This is a genomic window from uncultured Nocardioides sp. (assembly GCF_947489365.1).
In the GTDB taxonomy this organism is placed as follows: Bacteria; Actinomycetota; Actinomycetes; order Propionibacteriales; family Nocardioidaceae; genus Nocardioides.
The window spans coordinates 230827-250945 of the sequence record NZ_CANLDB010000002.1 but is presented as its reverse complement, the minus strand read 5'-3'; the positions used below and the strand labels follow the sequence as shown (position 1 = coordinate 250945).

Below are 20119 nucleotides of genomic sequence, written 5' to 3'. Positions count from 1 at the left end.
GTCGTCCACCCTACGCCGCACCGCGCCCGGTACGACCGGCCTGGCGTGGTGCAGGAGTGGCCTCCGTTACGCTCCCCCCATGGTCAGCCCGGACGGAGCCGAGCCGCCGCCGGGCCACACGGGCACCGGCGCCGCGGCGGGTCCCGACGCGGGCAGCCGCGTCGGCGGCACCCGCATGCTGACCGCCCTGGTGCGGCTGCACGGCGTGGTCGGCGAGGTGGCGCTGCCGCTCGACGTCGACGGGGCGCCCGCGGCGCGCGACGACCGCGTCGAGCTGGTCTCGCAGCTCGAGGACTACCTGATCCCGCGGGTCACGACCATGGAGGGCCCGCTGCTCGCCGTGGTCGGCGGCTCCACGGGCGCCGGGAAGTCCACGCTCGTGAACTCCCTGGTCGGCCACCCCGTCACCCAGTCCGGCGTGCTGCGTCCGACCACCCGGTCCCCGGTGCTCGTCCACCACCCCGACGACGCCGGCTGGTTCGACCAGGACCGGCTGCTGCCCGAGCTCACCCGCGTCGACAAGCCCACCGACGACCCCGCCGCCATCCAGCTCGTCGTCAGCGACGCGGTGCCCCCGGGTGTCGCCGTCCTGGACGCCCCCGACGTCGACTCTGTCGAGGCCGCCAACCGCGCCCTCGCGGCCGAGCTGCTCGCCGCCGGCGACCTGTGGCTGTTCGTGACGTCGGCGGCCCGCTACTCCGACCTCGTCCCGTGGGAGCTGCTGCGGCAGGCCGCGGACCGCGCGACCTCCGTGGCGATCGTCCTGGACCGCACCTCGGCCGAGGACGCCGGGACCGTCGCGACCCACCTCGCCCGGATGCTCGCCAGCCGCGGTCTCAAGGACTGCCCCCTGTTCACCGTGCCCGAGTCCGAGCTCGACGAGCAGGGGCTGCTGCCCCCCGACGCCGTCCGTGGCGTGCGGGACTGGATGCAGACGCTCGCCGACGACACCGACGCCCGGGCCGCGGTCGCGGCGCGGACCGTCGGTGGGGCCATCCGGACCCTCGGCGCCCGGTCCCACACCCTCGCCGGGGCCTACGAGCACCAGCTCCGCGCTGCCGCCGAGCTCCGCGAGAGGTCGCAGGCGGCGTACGCCCAGGCGGTCGTCGCGGCCAAGGAGGCGACGGCGGACGGCACCATGCTGCGCGGCGAGGTGCTGGCGCAGTGGCAGGAGCTCATCGGCACCGGCGACCTCCTGCGCACCCTGGAGGAGCGCGTCGGCCGGCTCCGCGAGCGCGTCGTCAACGCCGTCCGCGGACGCCCGCAGTCCGCGGACCACGTCACCGCCGCGATCCAGGGCAGCCTCGTGGCCGTGCTCGTCGAGCATGCGAAGGTCGCCGCCCAGCAGGCGGCCGTGGCCTGGCGCGAGCACGAGACCGGTGCCCGCCTCCTGGACTCCGGGTCGTCCGACCTCAGCCGCGCCACCTCCGACGTCCGCGCCCGGGCCGAGCGCCTGGCCGTCGAGTGGCGGGAGGGTCTGTTGCGGATGGTCAAGGCCGAGGGCTCCGACAAGCGCTCGACCGCCCGCTACCTCGCCTTCGGCGCCGACGGCCTCACGGTCGCGCTGATGGTGGTCGTGTTCAGCCAGTCCCAGGGGGCCCTGGTCAGCTCCGGCGATGCCGCCGACAGCGCGCTCCTGGGGGAGCGGTTGCTCGCCGCCGTGTTCGGCGAGCAGGCCGTCCGGTCGCTGTCGTCGCGCGCCCGGTCCGACCTCGACCGCCGCGTGGCGTCGCTGATGACCGCCGAGGGCGCCCGTCACCTCGACCTGCTCGACGGCCTCGAGCTGGACCCCGCCCTGCCCGAGCGGGTGCGCGAGGCGGCCCGCCGCGTGGACGACGTCCGCTTCCGATCGTCCCGTCCTGCCGTCGACGGAGCGGGCACACCCTAGGCTGTGCACAGGGTCGGCACCGTGCCGACACGGCCGGACACCCGTCCGGTCCGCCAGCCAGTGCCTGCGAGGAACCACATGACGTCCCTGCTCGAGGGGGCCCGCCCGCGTCCCGGTGACGAGCCGCAGCGCGGCACGGGCACCGGTGACCGCGTCGAGGCCCTCGTCGCCGCCGTCGACCTGGCGCGCGAGCGCGTCGACCCCGACGCCGTCGAGCAGGCCGAGTCCACCGCGCACCGCGCCGCCGGCCGCATGCGGCTCTCCGCCGACCACACCGTCGTCGCGATCGCCGGCGCCACCGGCTCCGGGAAGTCCTCCACCTTCAATGCCCTCACCGGGCTGGAGCTCGCCGCGACCGGCGTGCGCCGCCCCACGACGTCCTGGGCCGCGGCCTGCGTGTGGGGCTCCCGTGACGCCAGCGAGGTCCTCGACTGGCTCGGCATCCCGCCGCGTCACCAGACCAGTCGCGGCTCGATGCTCGACGGCAGCCGCCACGAGGGCGCCGACCTGGACGGCGTCGTCCTCCTCGACCTACCCGACCACGACTCGACCGAGGTCTCCCACCACCTCGAGGTGGACCGCCTCGTCGAGAAGGCCGACCTCATGGTCTGGGTCCTCGACCCCCAGAAGTACGCCGACAACGCGGTCCACGACCGCTACCTGCGTCCGCTCGCGGCCCACGCCGACCAGATCGTCGTCGTCCTCAACCACCTCGACGCCGTGCCCGAGGCCCGCCGCGACGCGATGCTCGCCGACGTGCGCCGCCTGCTCGTCGCCGACGGCCTCGCCGAGGTGCCGCTCATCGGGGTGTCGGCCCGGGAGGGCTGGGGCGTCGACGAGCTGCGCAGCGAGATCGGTCGCCGGGTCTCCGACAAGGCGCTCGCCCGCGGTCGTGTCGACGTCGACGTCCGCGCCGCCGCGGACCGGCTCGCGGAGGCGGCCGGCGCCGGGAGCGGCGCACCGCCGCGCGAGCTCGGCGACGACCGCGTCGCCGCCTTCACCGACGCGCTCGCCGACGCGGCGGGCGTGCCCGTCGTCACCCGCGCGGTCGGGGGCTCGGTACGCCGCCGCGCCCGCCGGGCCACCGCCTGGCCGCTGCTGGCGTGGCTGCCCGCGCTGCGCAAGGACCCGGTCGCGGCCAGCGGCCTGGAGCTCGGCGAGGAGTCGGGCCGACAGCTGGGTGGCCGCTCCTACCTGCCGCGCGTCGCGCCCGTCGAGCGTCCCCGCTTCGACGCCGCGACCCGCGACCTCGCCGACGAGCACTCCGCCGGCCTGCCCCCGGCCTGGGCCGACGCCGTACGGCGGGTCACGACCGAGCGGTCGGGCGACCTCGCGGAGCGCGTCGACGGTGCGCTCGGCTCCTCCGACCTCGGCGTCGCGAGGCTGCCCCTCTGGGTGCGCCTGGTCCAGGTGCTCCAGTGGGTGCTGCTGCTGGTGGCCGTCGGCGGTGCGGTCTGGTTCGGGCTGGTCGCCGCCGGGGTGGCCCCCGGGTACGCGCTGGGACCCGTCGACCTCCCGCTCCTGCTGCTGGCGGTGGGCCTCGTCGGTGGCCTGCTGCTCACCGTCGTGGCCTGGTCGTCGGTCGGCCGGACGGCGCGCTTCCGCGCCGACGTGGCCGACCGGATGATGCGCCACACCGTCTCCGAGGCGGCCGGCGACCTCGTCGTGACGCCCCTGCGCTCCGAGCTCGCCGCCCACGCGCAGCTCTCCGCGGCGATCGCCCGCGCCCGCGGCTGAGCCGGTCCGACCACGGCGGCCCCGGCGCCCCACCGGCCGGGGGCGGCCCACGGGGCGCGGGGTCCTAGGGTTGAGGCCATGGCCGACTACGTGTTCACCCTGCGCAAGGTGCGCAAGTCCCACGGCGACAAGGTCGTGCTCGACGACGTCACCCTCTCGTTCCTCCACGGGGCCAAGATCGGCGTCGTGGGGCCGAACGGCGCCGGCAAGTCCTCCCTGCTGAAGATCATGGCCGGCCTCGACCAGCCCAACAACGGCGACGCGTTCCTCGACCCCGAGGCCACCGTCGGGATGCTCCAGCAGGAGCCCCCGCTGAGCGAGGGCCGGACCGTCCTGGAGAACGTCCAGGAGGCCGTCGGCGACATCACGACCAAGATGGCGCGCTACAACGAGATCTCCGAGGCCATGGCCGACCCGGACGCCGACTTCGACGCCCTCATGGCCGAGATGGGCGACCTGCAGACCGACCTCGACAACGCCAACGCCTGGGACATCGACTCCCGCCTCGACCAGGCCATGGACGCGCTGCGCTGCCCGCCGCCCGACGCGATCGTGGACACCCTGTCCGGTGGTGAGCGACGCCGTGTGGCCCTGTGCAAGCTGCTGCTCCAGCAGCCCAGCCTGCTGCTGCTCGACGAGCCCACCAACCACCTCGACGCCGAGTCGGTGCAGTGGCTCGAGGGCCACCTGAAGAGCTACCCCGGCGCCGTCCTCGCCGTCACCCACGACCGGTACTTCCTCGACAACGTCGCCGAGTGGATCGCCGAGGTCGACCGCGGCAGCATCCACGGCTACGAGGGCAACTACTCGACCTACCTCGAGACGAAGAAGGACCGCCTCAAGATCGAGGGCGCGAAGGACGCGAAGCGCGCGAAGATGCTGGAGAAGGAGCTGGAGTGGGTCCGCTCCAACGCCAAGGCCCGCCAGACGAAGAGCCGCTCCCGCCTCGCGCGCTACGAGGAGATGGCCGCCGAGGCCGACCGCGCGCGCAAGATCGACACCTCCGAGATCAACATCCCCGCCGGCCCGCGCCTCGGTGACGTCGTCCTCGACTCGAACGACCTGACCAAGGGCTTCGAGGGACGCGTGCTGATCGACGACCTGTCGTTCACGCTGCCCCGCGCCGGCATCGTCGGCGTCATCGGCCCCAACGGCGTCGGCAAGACCACCCTGTTCCGCATGATCACTGGCGGCGAGGAGCCGGACGAGGGTGTCCTGAACGTCGGCAAGACCGTGAAGATCTCGTACGTCGACCAGAGTCGCGGCGGTCTCGACCCGCAGAAGAACGTCTGGGAGGTCGTCTCCGACGGGCTCGACTTCATCAAGGTCGCCAACTTCGAGATGAACTCCCGCGCCTACGTGGCGTCGTTCGGGTTCAAGGGCCCGGACCAGCAGAAGAAGGCGGGCGTCCTGTCCGGTGGTGAGCGCAACCGGCTGAACCTCGCGCTGACCCTGAAGATGGGCGGCAACCTGCTGCTGCTCGACGAGCCCACCAACGACCTGGACGTCGAGACGCTGTCGTCGCTCGAGGACGCGCTGCTCGACTTCCCCGGCTGCGCCGTGGTGACCTCCCACGACCGGTGGTTCCTCGACCGCGTCGCGACCCATATCCTGGCCTGGGAGGGCGACGACGAGAACCCCGCGAAGTGGTTCTGGTTCGAGGGCAACTTCGCGGCGTACGAGGAGAACAAGATCCAGCGCCTCGGCGCGGAGGCCGCTCGGCCGCACCGCGTGACGCACCGCCGCCTCACGCGCGACTGACGCGCGACCGACGGGTGGGAGACCCGCGCACCCGGCCCCGGCCCGCCACCTGGCGCGCCGGGGTCGGGTGCGTCCGGGCTCAGGCCGAGGTGGTCTCCTGCCGCTGGGGCTCCTCGGCCGGGGCGGCCGGGCTGATCAGCCCCGTGAGCTTCAGGGAGGCGAGGCCGAGCAGGCAGCCGCACAGCAGGCTGACGGTGACGTTCACGAACACCATCTCGAGCGGGGTCGAGATGACGCCGCCGAAGGCACCGGCGCCGGCGGTGAGCGGGTCGGCCAGCGCCTGCACGCTGTTGCCGACGCCGCCGCCGTCGGGTGCCCACGTGTCCAGGCCGGTCGCGGTCCACCAGAAGAACACCGACGCGAAGGCGCCGAAGGTGGCCGGCACGTAGTGCCAGTCACCGAGCGCGCTCATCAGGACCAGGATGATGGCGAAGACGGCGACGGCGAGCGCGATGCCCCAGAAGTCGGGGAGCGGAGCGATCGCCGAGGAGAACAGCATCGCGGCGAGACCGGCCACGCCGCCGACGACGCTGGCCACGGTGACCTTGACGAACGCGGCCGTGTCGGCGCCGGCGGCGAAGATGAAGCCCCACGAGATGAAGGCGGCGGGGACCACGAGGTGGAAGTTGCTGGGCAGGTCCAGGCCGTTGCCCAGGTCGCCGTTCGTGACCCAGTGGAAGGTGAAGTTGAGGGCGAACTCGCACCACAGGAAGGCGAGGACGCCGATGACGAGGGCGAGGGGGACGGAGGACTTGAGACGGGCGAGCATGACGGACTCGTTTCTGACGCGCGCCGAGGACCCGGGTCGCGAGGGGCGTGACCGGGGCAGGTGCGCGTCGGGAGGGGGCAGGAGAGGGGCGGGAGGACGTCCCGCACAGGGCACCCCGGGTCGGGTGCCGGTCACGGCCTGTGACGGTGGTCACGGACGGGACGACGGTAGGCCGCCCCAGAGCCGTCGTCGCGCCCGTCGCGTCTCAATCTGACACGCGCACCCGGTCAGGCGCGCGGTCGTCGTGCTGCGGTCAGCGGATCTCGGCGTCCGGGTTCTGCGCGACCAGGGCGTCGGACACGGCGTCCATGACCCGCCCCAGGCTGCGGAAGTCGGACGGGTCGACGAGGTCCACGAGGTGCTCGCGGACCGCAGCGACGTGGGACGGCGAGGCCTCCTGCAGGCGCTGCTCGCCGCCGTCGGTCATCACGGCCACCACCCCCCGGCCGTCCTGCTGGCTCGCGCGCCGCTCGACCAGTCCCGCGGCCTCCATGCGGGCGACCGTGTGGGTGATGCGGCTGCGGCTCAGGCACAGCGAGTCGGCGAGCGCCGCCATCCGCATCTCGCGCTCGGTCGACTCCGCCAGGCGCACGAGGATCTCGTACTCCGTGAGCGACAGGCCGAACCCGCGGCGCAGCTCGTCGTCCAACCGGTGCGTCAGCAGGGTCATGCCCAGGACGAGGGCGCGCCACGAGCGTTGCTGGTCCGCATCGAGCCATGCCGGCTCCGTGACGTTCTGTCCCCCGACACTCACCTGGGAATGTTAGAGCCTCGGGGCCCCGCAGGTCAGGGGCACGGTCGGCTCAGCCCATCCGCTCGAGCACGAGCGCCATGCCCTGCCCGCCGCCGACGCACATGGTGACGAGCCCGGTGGACTTGTCGTGCCAGTCCAGCGAGTTCAGCATCGTGGCCGTGAGGCGGGCGCCGGTCATGCCGAACGGGTGCCCGATCGCGATCGCCCCGCCGTTGACGTTGAGCCGGTCCAGGTCGATGCCCAGGTCCTGGTAGGACGGCACGACCTGGGCCGCGAACGCCTCGTTGATCTCGACCAGGTCGATGTCGCCGATGCTCATCCCGGCGCGCGCCAGGGCCTGCTTGCTGGCCTCGACGGGCCCGAGGCCCATGATCTCGGGGGACAGGCCCGACACGCCGGTGGACACGATGCGGGCCAGCGGGGTCAGGCCGAGCTCGGCGGCGCGGGTGTCGGACATCACGACCACCGCGGCGGCGCCGTCGTTCAGCGGGCAGCAGTTGGCGGCGGTGACGACGCCGTCCGGGCGGAAGACGGGCTGCAGCGACGAGACGGCCTCGTAGGTGACGCCGGCACGGGGACCGTCGTCGGTGTCGACGACGGTGCCGTCGGGCAGGGTCACGGGGGTGATCTCGCGAGCCCAGAAGCCGTCGTTGATCGCCTTCTCGGCCAGGTTCTGGGAGCGGACGCCGAACTCGTCGAGCTCGCGGCGGTCCAGCCCGCGCAGCTTCGCGACGTTCTCGGCGGTGTAGCCCATCGCGATGTAGGCGTCGGGAAGGACGCCGTCCTGGCGCGGGTCGTGCCAGCCCTCGCCGTTCTCGGCGGTGGCCTTGGTGCGGGCGCGGGCGTCGGCGAACAGCGGGTTCTGGGTGTCGGGGATGTGGTCCGAGGTGCCCTTCGCGAACCGCGAGACGGTCTCGACGCCGGCGGACACGAAGACGTCGCCCTCGCCGGCCTTGATGGCGTGGAACGCCATCCGGGTGGTCTGCACGGACGAGGAGCAGTAGCGGGTGACGGTGGCGCCGGGGACCGAGTCCATGCCGTTGATGACGTTCACGACGCGGGCCATGTTGAAGCCGGACTCGCCGCCGGGGAGCCCGCAGCCGAGGTAGAGGTCGTCGACGTCGTTGCGGTCGAGCGCCGGCACCTTGTCCAGGGCGGCGGCGACCATGGACGCCGCCAGGTCGTCAGGACGCAGGTCCTTGAGCGAGCCCTTGTTGGCCCGTCCGATCGGGGAGCGTGCGGTCGCGACGATGACTGCCTCGGGCATGGGGGTCCTTCCAGACGTCCAGGAGCGGGTTACCACACAGTAACCAGTCCTCCTCTCTGCCAGGATCCACCCCGTGCGCCACGTCTACGAGTGCCCCCTGCGGTGGGCCGACCTGGACCTGCTGGGTCACGTCAACAACGTCGCCCACGTCGACGTGCTGCAGGAGGCGCGCATCGACATGCTCCGCAGCCACGGCGCCACCCCCGACGGGCCGGCGCCGCTGACCCGCGGGTCGGTGGTGGTCCGTCTCGAGGTGTCGTACGTCGCCCCGCTGCGGCTGCGCCGTCACGTGCGGGTCGAGATGTGGACCAGCGAGGTCCGCGCCGGGGCGTTCACCCTCGACTACGAGGTGACGGCGGGGCGCTCGTCCTCGGACGACACCGAGCGAGAGGTCGTCCTGCGGGCCCGCACCCTGCTGGCGCCGTACGACTTCGACGCGGACCGGCCCCGGCGCCTGACGCACGCCGAGCGTGAGGGCCTCTCGGCCTTCCTGGAGCCGGGGGAGCCCGTCCGTCGCGCCCGGCCCTCGCCCGGTCCGGCCGCCTGGACCGACGTGCCCACCGCCGTCCGGTTCTCCGACGTCGACGTCTTCGGCCACGTGAACAACGTGGCGTACGTCGAGCTGTTCCAGGAGGCCCGCATCCGGACCTTCTCCGAGCTCATGGCGGGGGTGCCGGAGGGCACGCCGCCGATGTCGGTGGTCGTGGCCCGCACGGACGTCGACTACCTGCGGCCGGTGCTGTTCCGCGGCGAGCCGTACCGGACCCGCACCCGGGTCGAGGAGGTCCGCCGGACCTCCTTCGTCCTGGTCTCGGAGCTCGACGACCCCACCGAGGAGCCCCCGGAGAACGGCGGTCCGGGCCCGCTGGCCCGCGCCCGCGTGGTCGTCGTCGGCTTCGACCCCGAGGCCCAGCGCGCCGCGGTGCCGCCCGCGCCGTACCTCGAGGTGCTGCGGTCCCGGCTCACGCCCTGACGGGCCGTCAGTCCAGGGTGTTGACCATGAAGTCGGCGGCGTAGGTCACGTAGCCCCACAGCCGCTCGTCCTGCGCCGGGGTGAGCCCGGCCGTGTCCATCGCGGCCCGGAAGCTGCTGAGCCAGTGGTCGCGGGCCTCGGGCGTGACCCGGAAGGGCGCGTGGCGCATCCGCAGCCGGGGGTGGCCGCGCTGCTCCGAGTAGGTCTTCGGCCCGCCCCAGTACTGCACCAGGAAGAGCGTGAACCGCTCCTGGGCGGGCGCGAGGTCCTCCTCGGGGTACATCGGGCGCAGCACCGGGTCGGTCGCCACGCCCTCGTAGAACCGGGCCACGATGCCGGCGAGGACGTCGTACCCGCCGATCTCGTCGTAGAAGGTCGCCTCGGGCGCTCCTCCGTCGGTGGCGGTCACGCGCCGGCCCCGGTCGTGGTGCCCGCGCCGCGCTGGTCGCCCGACCACAGGACACGCTGGGGGAGGAGCATCTGGATGCCCTCGGCGTCGAAGCGGTTCTTGATGCGGAGGCGCATCTCGCGGGACACCGCCCACTGCTCGCCGGGGGCGGTCTTGATGGACAGGCGGATGAGCACGCCGTCGACGGCGAGGTCCTGGATGCCGAGGACGGTGGGCTCCTCGAGGATCTGGCCGCGGTAGTCCTCGTCCTCCCACATGTCGTGGGCGGCCTCCTCGAGGATGCGGGTGACCCGGTCGAGGTCCTCGCCGTACCCGACGGAGATGTCGAGCACGGACTTCGACCAGTTCTGGCTCTGGTTGCCGACGCGGACGATCTCGCCGTTGCGGACGTACCAGACCACGCCGTGGATGTCGCGCACCCGGGTGACGCGCAGGCTCACCGCCTCCACGGTGCCGATGGCCTCGCCGAGGTCCACCTCGTCGCCCACGCCGTACTGGTCCTCGACGAGCATGAACACGCCGCTGATGACGTCGCTCACGAGGCTCTGCGCGCCGAAGCCGAGGGCGACGCCGACGATCCCGGCGCTGGCGATCAGCGGCGCGACGTTCACCCCGATCTCGGAGAGCGCCATGATCGAGACGATCGCGACGATGGCTCCCGTCGCGACGCTCTTCAGCAGCGAGCCCAGCGTGCGGGTCCGCTGCTTGCGGCGGTGGCTGACGGGAGCGGGGGCGACGAGGTCGTCGGCGGGCGGGATCGTCAGCGACGGCTTGTTGCCCGCCATGCTGTGCTCGGCGCGACGCACCAGGCGGTCGATGAGGCGGTGGATGATCCACCGCCCGAGCGCGCCCAGCAGCACGATCCCGAGGACGGCTGCGGGCTTGCCCAGGAGGAGCTCGGCGAGGGTCGCCGCGGTGTCGTTGCCGGTCAGCTCGCGGGTGATGCGGCAGGACCAGGCCTGGTCCGGCTCGCAGGCCGCGAAGGTGTCGATCGCAAGCATCGGTCCAGTATCGGGGCGGCCGGTGGGGTCGGCCGAATCAGGGACGCCCGGGCCCGGGGGGCCGGGGGGACCGATACCCTCCTCCGTGTGGACGTGCTTCGCCGAGCCTCGCTGCTGACCGCCCTCGTCGGTGGTCTCCTCCTCGCCCTGGCCGGGCCGGCCGCCGCCGTGCCCGTCGGCTGGAGCGACCCGCCGCCGGTCAGCGGCCTGACGGTCGTCTGGCTGCTCGTCGGCATCCCGGTGGGGCTGTTCGCCCTGGTCGTGCTGATGGTCTACCTGCCGCCGCTCGCGCGCGGCGAGCGCGTCGCGCCCGGGTCGGGCCAGCTGGAGGACCAGTGGATCGGCGGCCCCCGCCACGGCACGAAGGAGCTGGCCGCGCCGGACTCCGCCGACTCCGAGGCCGGAGGCGCTCGCGGTGCGTGGTGAGACCTTCAGCGCCTCGCAGCGTCAGTCCATCGACGTCGCGCTGAGGCGCGCCGAGGAGCAGACGCGGCTGGAGTTCTCCGTCTTCGCGGGGGAGACCGAGGGCGACAGCCGGGAGTACGCCACCCGGCTGCACAACTCGCTCGTCTCGCCGTCGCACAGCGTGCTGATCATGCTCGACCCGGTACGCCGGGTGGTCGAGGTCGTCACCGGCGCCGAGGTGCGCCGCCGCCTCCCCGACACCCGCGTCCACTTCGCGGTGCTCCAGATGGAGACCGCCTTCGCCCAGGGCGACTTCGTCGGCGGCCTCACCTCGGGCATCGCGATGATGGCCGACACAGCCGCCTCGTCCTGAGGTAGCACCTTCCCGTCACCCGATCTCGTGGCTCGGCCGTGGCCGGCCCCACACTGCCGAGGTCAGCAGCGCCACCGGGAGAGTGTGTCGATTCGCTGTCGCCATGGCGACAGCGAATCGACACACTTCAGCCGTGCGGCGCTGCACCCGACCCGCGGCTCAGCCCTCCGCGTCGCGCGCCTGGGCGGCGAGGGCGCGGGCCATGTCGGAGCGGCCCTCGCGCACGTAGCGCTTCGCGGCGGGGTTCGCCGACGAGGTCTCGAGCCACTCGTCGAGCCGGGCCACGGTCGCCTCGGACGCCAGCGGCATCGGGAACATCGCCTCCAGGACGGTCGAGGCGCGCTGGACGCCCTTGTCCTCCCAGATGGTCTCGGCCGCGGTGAGGTACTTCTCGAGGTAGGGCTCGAGCAGCTCCGCCTGCCCCGGCGTCGCGAAGGCGATCGCGACCTGGCGCTGCGTCTCGTTGGCGACGTCGTCGCGCTCGACGGCGTCCCGCCACGCCTCGGCCTTGGCCTCGGCGGTCGGGCGCACGGTGCGGGCCATGGCGGCGCGCTCCTGGCCGGAGATCGTGTTGTCGCGGCGCGACTCCTCGGCGATCCGGTCCTCGCCGACCCGGCCGTTGCGGGCCAGGGCGGTCAGCAGCACCCAGCGCACCTCGGTGTCGACGACCAGGCCGGGGACCTCCGCCGTCCCGTCGAGCAGACCGGTGAGCAGGTCCAGGGCGTCGTCGTTGCGGGCCGCCGCGGCGAAGGCGCGGACGAAGGCCAGCTGGCGGTCCGAGCCGGCCTCGGCCGTCGTGAGCAGCTCACGCAGCCCCACCTCGGCGACCCGGCGCAGCTCGTCGCGCCCGGCGGGGTCGGAGTAGCTCTCCACCGCCGTGCGCACGTACACCGGCAGCCGGCCGACGGCGGTCATGTCCGTCTCGGTCGCCAGCCCGCGCAGGGCGAGGGCGACGAAGTCGGTGGCCCGCATCTCGGCGTCGCGGGTCATGTCCCAGGTGGCGCCCCACAGCAGGGCCCGGGTCAGGGAGTCGTCGAGGGTGTCGACGTGGGCCACCGCGGTGGCCAGCGAGCGCTCGTCGAGCCGGATCTTGGCGTACGTGAGGTCGCCCTCGTTGAGCAGCAGCAGGTCGGGCCGGCGCTGGCCGACGAGCTCGGCGACCTCCGTCACCTCGTCGCGGACGTCGGTCTCGAACGAGGTACGGCGGCGCAGGCCGTCGTCGGTGAGGTCGTACAGACCGACGCCGATGCGGTGGCGGCGCAGGGTCGGGTGGTCCGGGTGCGCGCCCTGGCGGACGGCGGCCGCCGTGATCACGCCGTCGGCGTCCACCTCGAGCTCGGGGGTCAGGGTGTTGACGCCGGTGGTCTGCAGCCACTCCGTCGCCCAGCTCTGCAGCTCGCGGCCCGAGGTCTCCTCGAGGGCGCGCAGCAGGTCGGAGAACTCCGAGTTCGAGAAGGCGTGGGCCTGGAAGTACGCCCGCAGGCCGACCAGGAACTCCTCGATGCCCACCCAGGCCACGAGCTGCTTGAGCGTCGAGGCGCCCTTGGCGTAGGTGATGCCGTCGAAGTTGACCTCCACGGCCTCCAGGTCGTGGTTGTCGGCCGCGATGGGGTGCGTGGAGGGGAGCTGGTCCTGGCGGTAGGCCCAGTTCTTGCGCGCGTTGGTGAAGCCCGTCCACGCCTCGGTGTAGCGGGTGGCCTCGACGAGCGCGTGGTGCGAGGCCCACTCGGCGAACGACTCGTTCAGCCAGAGGTCGTCCCACCACTTCATGGTCACGAGGTCGCCGAACCACATGTGGGCCATCTCGTGGAGCACGGTGTTGGCGCGCTGCTCGTAGAACGAGTGGGTCTGGCGGGACCGCGGCAGGTACTCGTCGCGGTAGGTCACGCAGCCCGCGTTCTCCATCGCGCCCATGTTGTACTCCGGCACGTAGAGCTGGTCGTACTTGCCGAACGGGTAGGGGAAGTCGAACGCCTCCTCGTAGAAGGCGAAGCCCTGCTTGGTCAGCTCGACGAGCTCGTCGTCGTCGAGGTGCTCCTTGACCGACTGGCGGCAGTAGTGGCCGAGGTCGACGGTGCCGTGCTTGCCCTCGTAGACGTCCCGCACCTCGTGGTACTCGCCCGCCACCAGCGCCGTGATGTACGTCGACATCCGCTCGGTGGTCGGGAACGACCAGGTGGCGACGGCGCGGCCGTCGGTGTCGGGGACCGGCTCCGGGGTCGGCGCGTTCGAGACGACCTTCCAGTGCTCGGGGGCGGTGACGGTGAAGGTGAAGACCGACTTGAGGTCCGGCTGCTCGAAGGTGGTGTAGACGCGGCGGGCGTCGGGGACCTCGAACTGCGTGTAGAGGTAGACGCGGTCGTCGGCGGGGTCGACGAAGCGGTGCAGGCCCTCCCCGGTGCGGCTGTAGGGGAGGTCGCACTCGACGACCAGGGTGTTCTCGGCCTCGAGGTCGTCGAGGGCGATCCGCGACTCGGCGTACGCCGCGGTCGCGTCGAGGTCGCGGCCGTTGAGCGCGACGCGCAGGTCGCGGGCGTTGACCAGGTCCGCGAAGGTCGCCGCGCCCGGCTCGGCGCAGGTGAAGCGCAGCGTCGTCCGGCTGCCGAACACCTCCTCGCCGCGGGTCAGGTCGAGGTCGACGTCGTAGGAGGTCACGTCCACGAGGGAGGACCGGGTCGCGGCCTCGTCACGGGTCAGGTTGGTGCCAGGCATGTCTCGATCATGGCACCGGCGGCGGGAATCGGCGCCGCGGGTGCGACGTTGCCCACGTCATGACCGACACCGCTGAGTTCTGGTTCGACCCCCGCTGCCCCTTCGCCTGGATCTCCTCGCGCTTCATGCTCGAGGTCGAGCAGGTGCGCGACGTGAAGGTGACCTGGCGGATCATGAGCCTCGCCTACCTCAACCAGGACAAGGACATCCCGCAGGAGTACCGCGACATGCTCGCGAACGCGTGGGAGCTGGTCCGGGTCGCCATGGCCGTCGAGCAGCAGCACGGCCAGGAGAAGCTCCTCGCGCTCTACACGGCGCTCGGCACCCGGCTGCACAACGAGGGCCGCGAGCAGTCCCGCGAGCTCACCGAGGAGGCACTCGCCGAGGCCGGCCTGCCGACCGAGCTGGCGGACGCCGCCGGTGACGACTCGTACGACGAGGCCATCAAGAAGTCCCACCACGACGGCATGGACCAGGTCGGCGACGACGTCGGCACGCCGACCATCTCGGTCAACGGCACCGCCTTCTTCGGGCCGATCCTCGGCTCGATCCCGCGGGGCGAGCAGGCCGGGAAGATCTGGGACGGCGCCGTGGCCATGGCCGCGTACCCCGAGTTCTACGAGCTGAAGCGCAGCCGCAGCGGGGGTCTCGACTTCAGCTGACCCGCTGACCGGCTGGTCCGCTGACCGGTCGGTGAGACGTTCAGGACGAGCCCGCCGCCGCCACCCCGGCGGCGGCGATGCTCGTCGCGATCGCCGCCTGCGTGCCCTGGACGGCGTCACGCACGGCGTCGGGCGCCCAGCCGCCGGACTCGGCGACCTCCTTGGCGCGGCGTCGTACGTCGCGGGCGGGCACGTCCTTGCGGCTGCTGACCTTCTGGGCCTCGCCGACGGCGTGCAGCAGCGACACGAGCGCCCCGGTCCGTTCGTCGGGCTCCGCGCCGTCGAGCAGGACGGCGTCGATCGCCCGGCGCACCTCGTCCTCGTGGGTCGAGTCGGTCGCGGGGTGGCGGGTGCGGGGGAACAGCCCGAGGACCTTGTCCTTCTCCCGGCGCACCAGGCCCCGCTCGACGAGGCGGTCGAGGAGCGCGGCGCGGGACCTCGCGCCGACGACGTACACCAGCGTGTGGGCGCTCCGGGGCTTCTCGGCGACCTTGTCGTACGCCGTCCGCAGCAGCGGGTCGGCGGGCGGCGCGAGGTGCTCGACGGGGTGGACCTTCGCCTGGGCGAACCACCCCTCGCCCTCCCGGGTCTCCAGGTGACCGCCGAGCGCCAGCTCGGTGAGGTGGGCGCCGCCGAACAGGTACTCGGAGTAGGTCGCCGCCTCGGCGGCGCCGGTCTCGTCGTCGAGCAGCAGGAGCAGCAGCTCCTCGGCGAGCAGGGGCTCGGGGTTCATCGGAGCGTCCATGGCGCGACGCTACTGCGACTCGTACGGGTAGCCGTGGGCCGTGAACGCCTCCCGGACCCGCTCACGGGGGGCCTCCACCTTCTCCGCGAAGAGCCGGCGGCCGTCGCGGCCGTCGATGGTGACCGTCCTGCCGTCGCGGTGCACCCCGATGATCGCCGAGCGCTGCAGGCTCCGCCGGTCGTCGCCGTGGACGACGACGACGTCCTCCGGACCGACCTCGAGGCGGTACTCCTCGTGCAGGACGACCACGGCGGCGACCAGGCCGACCGCCAGGCCCGCCGCCGGCCTCGCCAGCCAGGTCCACCACGCCTCGTCGAGGCCGCCGACCCACTCCAGCACGCCGCCGAACGGCACGAACGGGACGTCCCCGAGCCACCTCGCGAGGAGGGGCGCCGCCAGGAGGAGCAGGGCTCCGCCCCCGCCGAGGAGGGCGTAGGTCCACGCCTCGTCCGCCCGGGTCGAGCCGAGGTGCTCCACGTCCTTCGTCATGACGGCCACGCTAGGAAGCGCCGCCCGGCGCGACCAGCGACCGAGGTCGTGACCGTCCGCGACTTTGGTCGTTCACCCGGTGTGACCACAGGCGTCCCACGCGCCACGCCCGTCACAGTGGTTCCGCGAACGACCGCCCCCCGACCCGCATGATGGAGCACCATGACTTCCCCCACCGAGCCGATCCGCCTCACCCGGCGGCGTACGGCGCTCCTCGCCGTCCCCGTGGCCGCCGCGGCGGCGACCGCCGCCACCGCCCTCCGCTCCGCACCGGCAGGTGCCCAGCCCGACGGGGGACGGGTGCGGCTGCGGCGCGACCCCGGCTCCGTCGTGCGCGCCGCCGAGGTGACGGTGGCCCAGGACCCGGGCCCGATGGCCCGGGGCGGGGCGCTGGTGGCCAGCCTGGCCGCCGACCGCTTCGGCCTGGTGGCGCTCACCTGGAAGGCGGGCTCGGCGGCGCCGGACCTGCAGCTCCGCGTGCGCCGTGGCGGCGACTGGCAGCCCTGGACCCGCGTCCACGTCCTGCACGACGGCCCGACCGCCGGCAACGCGGAGGCGGACGGCGGTCGCGAGGGCAGCGACCTCGTCTGGGCCCGTGACGCCGACGCCGTCCAGGTCCGCCGGGTCTCGGGACGCGTCCCCGCCGACCTGCGCGTCGTCCTCATCGACCCCGGCAGCCGCGACGAGGACGACGCCCCGGACACCCCGGCGCTCACCCGCGCGGCGCGGCGCAACGCCAAGGGCCGGCCCACCAAGCCGCCGCTGCGCGGCCGCAAGCTGTGGGGCGCCGACGAGCGGCTGACGTCCGGCCGGCCCAGCTACTGCAACCGGCTGCAGCAGGTGCACCTGCACCACACGGTCAACGCGAACGACTACGGCAAGAACGACGTGCCCGGGCTGATCCGCGGGATGTACCGCTACCACACCCAGTCGCTGGGCTGGTCCGACATCGGCTACAACTTCCTCGTCGACCGCTTCGGCCGGATCTGGGTGGGCCGCAAGGGCGGTCCGACCAAGCTGGTCCGCGGGGCCCACACCCTGGGCTTCAACCACACCTCCACCGGCATCGCCGTCATCGGCAACATGGAGGCCGGCCGGCCCAGCGACCGCACCGTCACCGCGATCGTCATGCTCGCGGCCTGGAAGCTGCGCAAGGCGGGCAAGTCCCCGATGGGCCGCTCGAAGGTCCGCTCCGAGGGCAGCGACCGGTTCCCGCCGGGCCAGTCGGTGTGGCTGCCGCGCATCGACGGCCACCGCGACACCAACGAGACGGCCTGCCCGGGGATCAAGCTCTACAACCGGTTGCCCGAGATCCGCCGTCGCGCCCAGCGGCGCTGGAAGCGCGGCACCAAGCGCTCCAACGGCTAGCCAGAACCGGCGTGTGGAGGGCGGTGCCCCGCTCCTAGGCTGGGGTCCATGACCAGCACCCCCTCCGCCCGCCGGCGGGTCCTCGCGGCCGTGGCCTGGCCGTACGCCAACGGACCCCGCCACATCGGCCACGTGGCCGGCTTCGGCGTCCCCAGCGACGTCTTCGCCCGCTACCAGCGGATGGTGGGCCACGAGGTGCTGATGGTCTCGGGCTCCGACGAGCACGGGACGCCGATCCTCATCGCCGCCGACGAGGCCGGGGTGAGCCCGCAGGAGCTGGCCGACCGCAACCACCGCCTGATCGCGGAGGACCTGGTCGCCCTGGGGCTCAGCTACGACCTCTACACGCGCACGACGACGCCGAACCACCACGCCGTGGTGCAGGAGCTGTTCACCGGCGTCCACGCGAACGGCTACTTCGTTGAGCAGACGACGTACGGCGCCATCTCGCCGTCCACCGGCCGCACCCTGCCCGACCGCTACATCGAGGGCACCTGCCCGATCTGCGGGACGCCGGGCGCCCGCGGCGACCAGTGCGACGCCTGCGGCAACCAGCTGGACCCCGCCGACCTCGTCGACCCGGTCTCGCGCATCAACGGCGAGACGCCGGAGTTCGTCGAGACCCAGCACTTCTTCCTCGACCTGCCCGCCCTCGCCGACGCGCTGACGGAGTGGCTCGACGAGCGCGAGGCGAGCGGCACGTGGCGGCCCAACGTCATCCGTTTCAGCCAGAACATCCTCGCCGAGATCCGCCCCCGGGCGATGACGCGCGACATCGACTGGGGCATCGCCGTCCCCCTCGACGGGTGGCGCGAGAACCCGACGAAGAAGCTCTACGTCTGGTTCGACGCCGTCATCGGCTACCTGTCCGCCTCGATCGAGTGGGCCCGCCGCACCGGCGACCCCGAGGCGTGGCGGGCCTGGTGGGGCGATCCCGAGGCGCTGTCGTACTACTTCATGGGCAAGGACAACATCACCTTCCACTCCCAGATCTGGCCCGCCGAGCTCCTCGCGTACGCCGGCCGCGGCTCCCGCGGCGGCTCCCCGGGGACGTACGGCGAGCTGAACCTGCCCACCGAGGTCGTCAGCTCGGAGTTCCTCACGATGGAGGGACGGAAGTTCTCCTCCTCCAAGCGCGTCGTCATCTACGTGCGCGACCTGCTCGAGCGCTACCAGCCCGACGCCTTCCGCTACTTCGTCGCCGCGGCGGGCCCCGAGAACCAGGACTCCGACTTCACCTGGGCGGAGTTCGTGCGCCGCACCAACGACGAGCTCGTCGCCGGCTGGGGCAACCTCGTCAACCGGACGGCCAGCATGGTCGCGAAGAACTTCGGCGAGGTCCCCGCGCCGGTCACGCCGACCGACGACGACACCGCGATCCTCGCCCTCGTCGAGGCCACCTTCACGACGGTCGGCGACCTGCTCGGACGCCACCGCATGCGGCAGGCGATCGGCGAGGCGATGCGCGCCGTCGGCGAGGTGAACCGCTACGTCACCGAGCAGGCGCCGTGGACGCTGAAGTCCGAGGAGCAGCGCGACCGCCTCGCGACCGTGCTGCACACGCTGACGCAGTGCGTGGCGGACCTGAACGTCGTGCTGTCGCCGTTCCTGCCGTTCTCGGCCAACGCCGTCGACCGCGTTTTGGGCGGTGACGGCACGGTCCAGCCGATGCCGTCGATCGTGGAGGCCGACGACCTCGACGGCGGGGCGCCGTACCCGATCATCACGGGGGACTACACCGGCGTCAGGCCGTGGGAGCGTCGACCGGTCGTGGTCGGGACGCCGATCGCGAAGCCCACGCCGGTCTTCACCAAGCTCGACCCGGAGATCGTGGACGACGAGCTCGCACGGCTGGGGGACTCCTGATGCTGCACCCCCAGGCCCGCGCGGCCCTCGAGCGCACCGCGGCCGAGACACCGGTCCACCACCCGGACTTCGACCTCGCCGTCGACCGGGCGGCCTCGCGGGAGGCCGCGCTGGCGGAGCCCCGCGAGGACGTCGCGTCGGCGACCGACGAGGTCGTCGGGGGAGTGCCCTGCCGGCGCTACGTGCCCCTCGGCGACCCCTCCGTGCTTCCGGGCGTCGTGGTGCACCTGCACGGCGGCGGGTTCGTGCTGAACGACGTCGAGGTCCACGACGCGGTCTGCCGCCTGCTGGCGAACCGGTCCGGGCTCGAGGTGCTGAGCGTCGACTACCGCCGCCCGCCCGAGGACCGCTTCCCCGCGGCCGTCGACGACGCGTGCGCGGTCGTGGCCGCTCTGGACCCGGCGGTCCCGCTGTTCCTGCACGGCGACAGCGCCGGCGCGAACCTCGCCCTCGTGGCCGCGCTGAAGAACCCCGGCCGCGCCACCGCCCTCGGCCTGATCTACCCGTTCCTGGACCCGCGCGGCGACCATCCGTCGTACGACGAGCCGGAGGTGGCGGGCTCGCGGGCGGTCATGGGGTGGTTCTGGGACCAGTACGCCACCACCGACGCCGACCGGGACCACCCCGACATGGCCCCGCTGCGCTCCGACGCCCTCGGCACCCTGCCCCCGACGCTGGTGGTCACCGCCGAGCACGACCCGCTGCGCGACGAGGGCGAGGAGCTCGTCGTCCGCCTCGCGGACGCGGGCGTCTCCGTGGTCGGGTCCCGCTACCTCGGCCAGACCCACGGCTTCTGGCGCCACCCCGCCGTCTTCGACGCCGCCGAGCCCCTCACCGGCCAGGTCGCGGCCTTCCTGCGCCAGCACGCGCGGTAGCGCGCCCGGGCGGTCCCGGCCCGCCCACACCCCGGCCCTCCCCGCGCAGGGCCCGGTGGGACGAT

Annotated in this window: 18 protein-coding genes; 10 read left to right on the top strand and 8 right to left on the bottom strand. The window is 73.2% G+C overall.

The window, feature by feature from the left end:
- Window positions 1-79 precede the first annotated feature (79 nt).
- The 3 genes from Q0858_RS06425 to ettA all read left to right on the top strand — a co-directional run bounded on the left by Q0858_RS06425 (window position 80) and on the right by ettA (window position 5386).
- The gene (locus Q0858_RS06425) at window positions 80-1888 is read left to right on the top strand and encodes a dynamin family protein (protein ID WP_299052031.1); all 1809 of its coding nucleotides are present in this window, start codon (window positions 80-82) and stop codon (window positions 1886-1888) included.
- A 78-nt stretch (window positions 1889-1966) separates the two neighbouring features.
- Window positions 1967-3625, top strand: coding sequence for a GTPase (locus Q0858_RS06420; RefSeq protein ID WP_299052030.1), 1659 nt, complete (start codon window positions 1967-1969; stop codon window positions 3623-3625).
- Between the two features lie 78 nt (window positions 3626-3703).
- Window positions 3704-5386, top strand: a complete 1683-nt coding sequence (gene ettA, locus Q0858_RS06415; RefSeq protein WP_299052029.1) for an energy-dependent translational throttle protein EttA — start codon at window positions 3704-3706, stop codon at window positions 5384-5386.
- Between the two features lie 79 nt (window positions 5387-5465).
- Here the strand turns inward: ettA and Q0858_RS06410 are convergent, their stop codons facing one another.
- The 3 genes from Q0858_RS06410 to Q0858_RS06400 all read right to left on the bottom strand — a co-directional run bounded on the left by Q0858_RS06410 (window position 5466) and on the right by Q0858_RS06400 (window position 8176).
- On the bottom strand, window positions 5466-6155 hold the full coding sequence (locus tag Q0858_RS06410; RefSeq protein WP_299052028.1) for a DUF1097 domain-containing protein: 690 nt from the start codon (window positions 6153-6155) through the stop codon (window positions 5466-5468).
- A 253-nt stretch (window positions 6156-6408) separates the two neighbouring features.
- The gene (locus Q0858_RS06405) at window positions 6409-6909 is read right to left on the bottom strand and encodes a MarR family transcriptional regulator (RefSeq protein ID WP_299052027.1); all 501 of its coding nucleotides are present in this window, start codon (window positions 6907-6909) and stop codon (window positions 6409-6411) included.
- A gap of 49 nt (window positions 6910-6958) precedes the next feature.
- Window positions 6959-8176: an acetyl-CoA C-acetyltransferase gene (locus tag Q0858_RS06400; protein ID WP_299052026.1), complete on the bottom strand. Its 1218-nt coding sequence runs from the start codon at window positions 8174-8176 to the stop codon at window positions 6959-6961.
- Between the two features lie 73 nt (window positions 8177-8249).
- Between Q0858_RS06400 and Q0858_RS06395 the strand changes: the two genes are divergently transcribed.
- On the top strand, window positions 8250-9149 hold the full coding sequence (locus tag Q0858_RS06395) for an acyl-CoA thioesterase (RefSeq protein ID WP_299052025.1): 900 nt from the start codon (window positions 8250-8252) through the stop codon (window positions 9147-9149).
- Window positions 9150-9156: 7 nt separating this feature from the next.
- On the opposite strand, the gene Q0858_RS06390 is transcribed toward Q0858_RS06395, so the two are convergent.
- A complete protein-coding gene (locus Q0858_RS06390; RefSeq protein ID WP_299052024.1) occupies window positions 9157-9558 on the bottom strand; it encodes a globin in 402 nt (133 codons plus the stop codon).
- Window positions 9555-10559: a mechanosensitive ion channel family protein gene (locus Q0858_RS06385; protein ID WP_299052023.1), complete on the bottom strand. Its 1005-nt coding sequence runs from the start codon at window positions 10557-10559 to the stop codon at window positions 9555-9557. Before Q0858_RS06385 ends, Q0858_RS06390 begins: the two co-directional genes overlap by 4 nt.
- A gap of 87 nt (window positions 10560-10646) precedes the next feature.
- Here Q0858_RS06385 and Q0858_RS06380 point away from each other — a divergent pair, with 87 nt between their 5' ends.
- Both Q0858_RS06380 and Q0858_RS06375 read left to right on the top strand, forming a co-directional pair.
- Window positions 10647-10985, top strand: coding sequence for a hypothetical protein (locus Q0858_RS06380; RefSeq protein WP_299052022.1), 339 nt, complete (start codon window positions 10647-10649; stop codon window positions 10983-10985).
- A complete protein-coding gene (locus Q0858_RS06375) occupies window positions 10975-11337 on the top strand; it encodes a DUF5130 family protein (RefSeq protein WP_299052021.1) in 363 nt (120 codons plus the stop codon). The genes Q0858_RS06380 and Q0858_RS06375 overlap by 11 nt, the downstream gene beginning before the upstream one ends.
- A 159-nt stretch (window positions 11338-11496) precedes the next feature.
- Here the strand turns inward: Q0858_RS06375 and pepN are convergent, their stop codons facing one another.
- The gene (pepN, locus tag Q0858_RS06370; RefSeq protein ID WP_299052020.1) at window positions 11497-14049 is read right to left on the bottom strand and encodes an aminopeptidase N; all 2553 of its coding nucleotides are present in this window, start codon (window positions 14047-14049) and stop codon (window positions 11497-11499) included.
- A 59-nt stretch (window positions 14050-14108) separates the two neighbouring features.
- Here pepN and Q0858_RS06365 point away from each other — a divergent pair, with 59 nt between their 5' ends.
- The gene (locus tag Q0858_RS06365) at window positions 14109-14711 is read left to right on the top strand and encodes a DsbA family protein (protein WP_299052019.1); all 603 of its coding nucleotides are present in this window, start codon (window positions 14109-14111) and stop codon (window positions 14709-14711) included.
- Between the two features lie 40 nt (window positions 14712-14751).
- Here Q0858_RS06365 and Q0858_RS06360 read toward each other — a convergent pair whose 3' ends face one another.
- On the bottom strand, window positions 14752-15456 hold the full coding sequence (locus Q0858_RS06360) for a GPP34 family phosphoprotein (protein WP_299052018.1): 705 nt from the start codon (window positions 15454-15456) through the stop codon (window positions 14752-14754).
- 9 nt (window positions 15457-15465) lie between these two features.
- Window positions 15466-15945 (bottom strand): hypothetical protein, encoded by a 480-nt coding sequence (locus Q0858_RS06355; RefSeq protein ID WP_299052017.1) that lies wholly within the window; start codon window positions 15943-15945, stop codon window positions 15466-15468.
- A gap of 162 nt (window positions 15946-16107) precedes the next feature.
- Here Q0858_RS06355 and Q0858_RS06350 point away from each other — a divergent pair, with 162 nt between their 5' ends.
- From Q0858_RS06350 to Q0858_RS06340, 3 genes are read left to right on the top strand one after another with little or no spacing between them, the layout of a single operon-like run.
- Entirely contained in the window at window positions 16108-17313 is a 1206-nt protein-coding gene (locus Q0858_RS06350; protein WP_299052016.1) for an N-acetylmuramoyl-L-alanine amidase, read from the top strand.
- 48 nt (window positions 17314-17361) lie between these two features.
- Entirely contained in the window at window positions 17362-19179 is a 1818-nt protein-coding gene (metG, locus tag Q0858_RS06345; protein ID WP_299052015.1) for a methionine--tRNA ligase, read from the top strand.
- Window positions 19179-20054, top strand: coding sequence for an alpha/beta hydrolase (locus Q0858_RS06340; RefSeq protein WP_299052014.1), 876 nt, complete (start codon window positions 19179-19181; stop codon window positions 20052-20054). Before metG ends, Q0858_RS06340 begins: the two co-directional genes overlap by 1 nt.
- Window positions 20055-20119 lie beyond the last annotated feature (65 nt).

What these genes read in the sequence shown, in the direction of transcription:
- Q0858_RS06355 (WP_299052017.1), bottom strand. Translation starts at nt 15,945, where the DNA reads ATGACGAAGGACGTGGAGCACCTCGGCTCGACCCGGGCGGACGAGGCG.
- metG (WP_299052015.1), top strand. Translation starts at nt 17,362, where the DNA reads ATGACCAGCACCCCCTCCGCCCGCCGGCGGGTCCTCGCGGCCGTGGCC.
- Q0858_RS06385 (WP_299052023.1), bottom strand. Translation starts at nt 10,559, where the DNA reads ATGCTTGCGATCGACACCTTCGCGGCCTGCGAGCCGGACCAGGCCTGG.
- Q0858_RS06425 (WP_299052031.1), top strand. Translation starts at nt 80, where the DNA reads ATGGTCAGCCCGGACGGAGCCGAGCCGCCGCCGGGCCACACGGGCACC.
- Q0858_RS06420 (WP_299052030.1), top strand. Translation starts at nt 1,967, where the DNA reads ATGACGTCCCTGCTCGAGGGGGCCCGCCCGCGTCCCGGTGACGAGCCG.
- Q0858_RS06365 (WP_299052019.1), top strand. Translation starts at nt 14,109, where the DNA reads ATGACCGACACCGCTGAGTTCTGGTTCGACCCCCGCTGCCCCTTCGCC.
- Q0858_RS06350 (WP_299052016.1), top strand. Translation starts at nt 16,108, where the DNA reads ATGACTTCCCCCACCGAGCCGATCCGCCTCACCCGGCGGCGTACGGCG.
- Q0858_RS06340 (WP_299052014.1), top strand. Translation starts at nt 19,179, where the DNA reads ATGCTGCACCCCCAGGCCCGCGCGGCCCTCGAGCGCACCGCGGCCGAG.
- pepN (WP_299052020.1), bottom strand. Translation starts at nt 14,049, where the DNA reads ATGCCTGGCACCAACCTGACCCGTGACGAGGCCGCGACCCGGTCCTCC.
- Q0858_RS06360 (WP_299052018.1), bottom strand. Translation starts at nt 15,456, where the DNA reads ATGGACGCTCCGATGAACCCCGAGCCCCTGCTCGCCGAGGAGCTGCTG.
- ettA (WP_299052029.1), top strand. Translation starts at nt 3,704, where the DNA reads ATGGCCGACTACGTGTTCACCCTGCGCAAGGTGCGCAAGTCCCACGGC.
- Q0858_RS06400 (WP_299052026.1), bottom strand. Translation starts at nt 8,176, where the DNA reads ATGCCCGAGGCAGTCATCGTCGCGACCGCACGCTCCCCGATCGGACGG.
- Q0858_RS06410 (WP_299052028.1), bottom strand. Translation starts at nt 6,155, where the DNA reads ATGCTCGCCCGTCTCAAGTCCTCCGTCCCCCTCGCCCTCGTCATCGGC.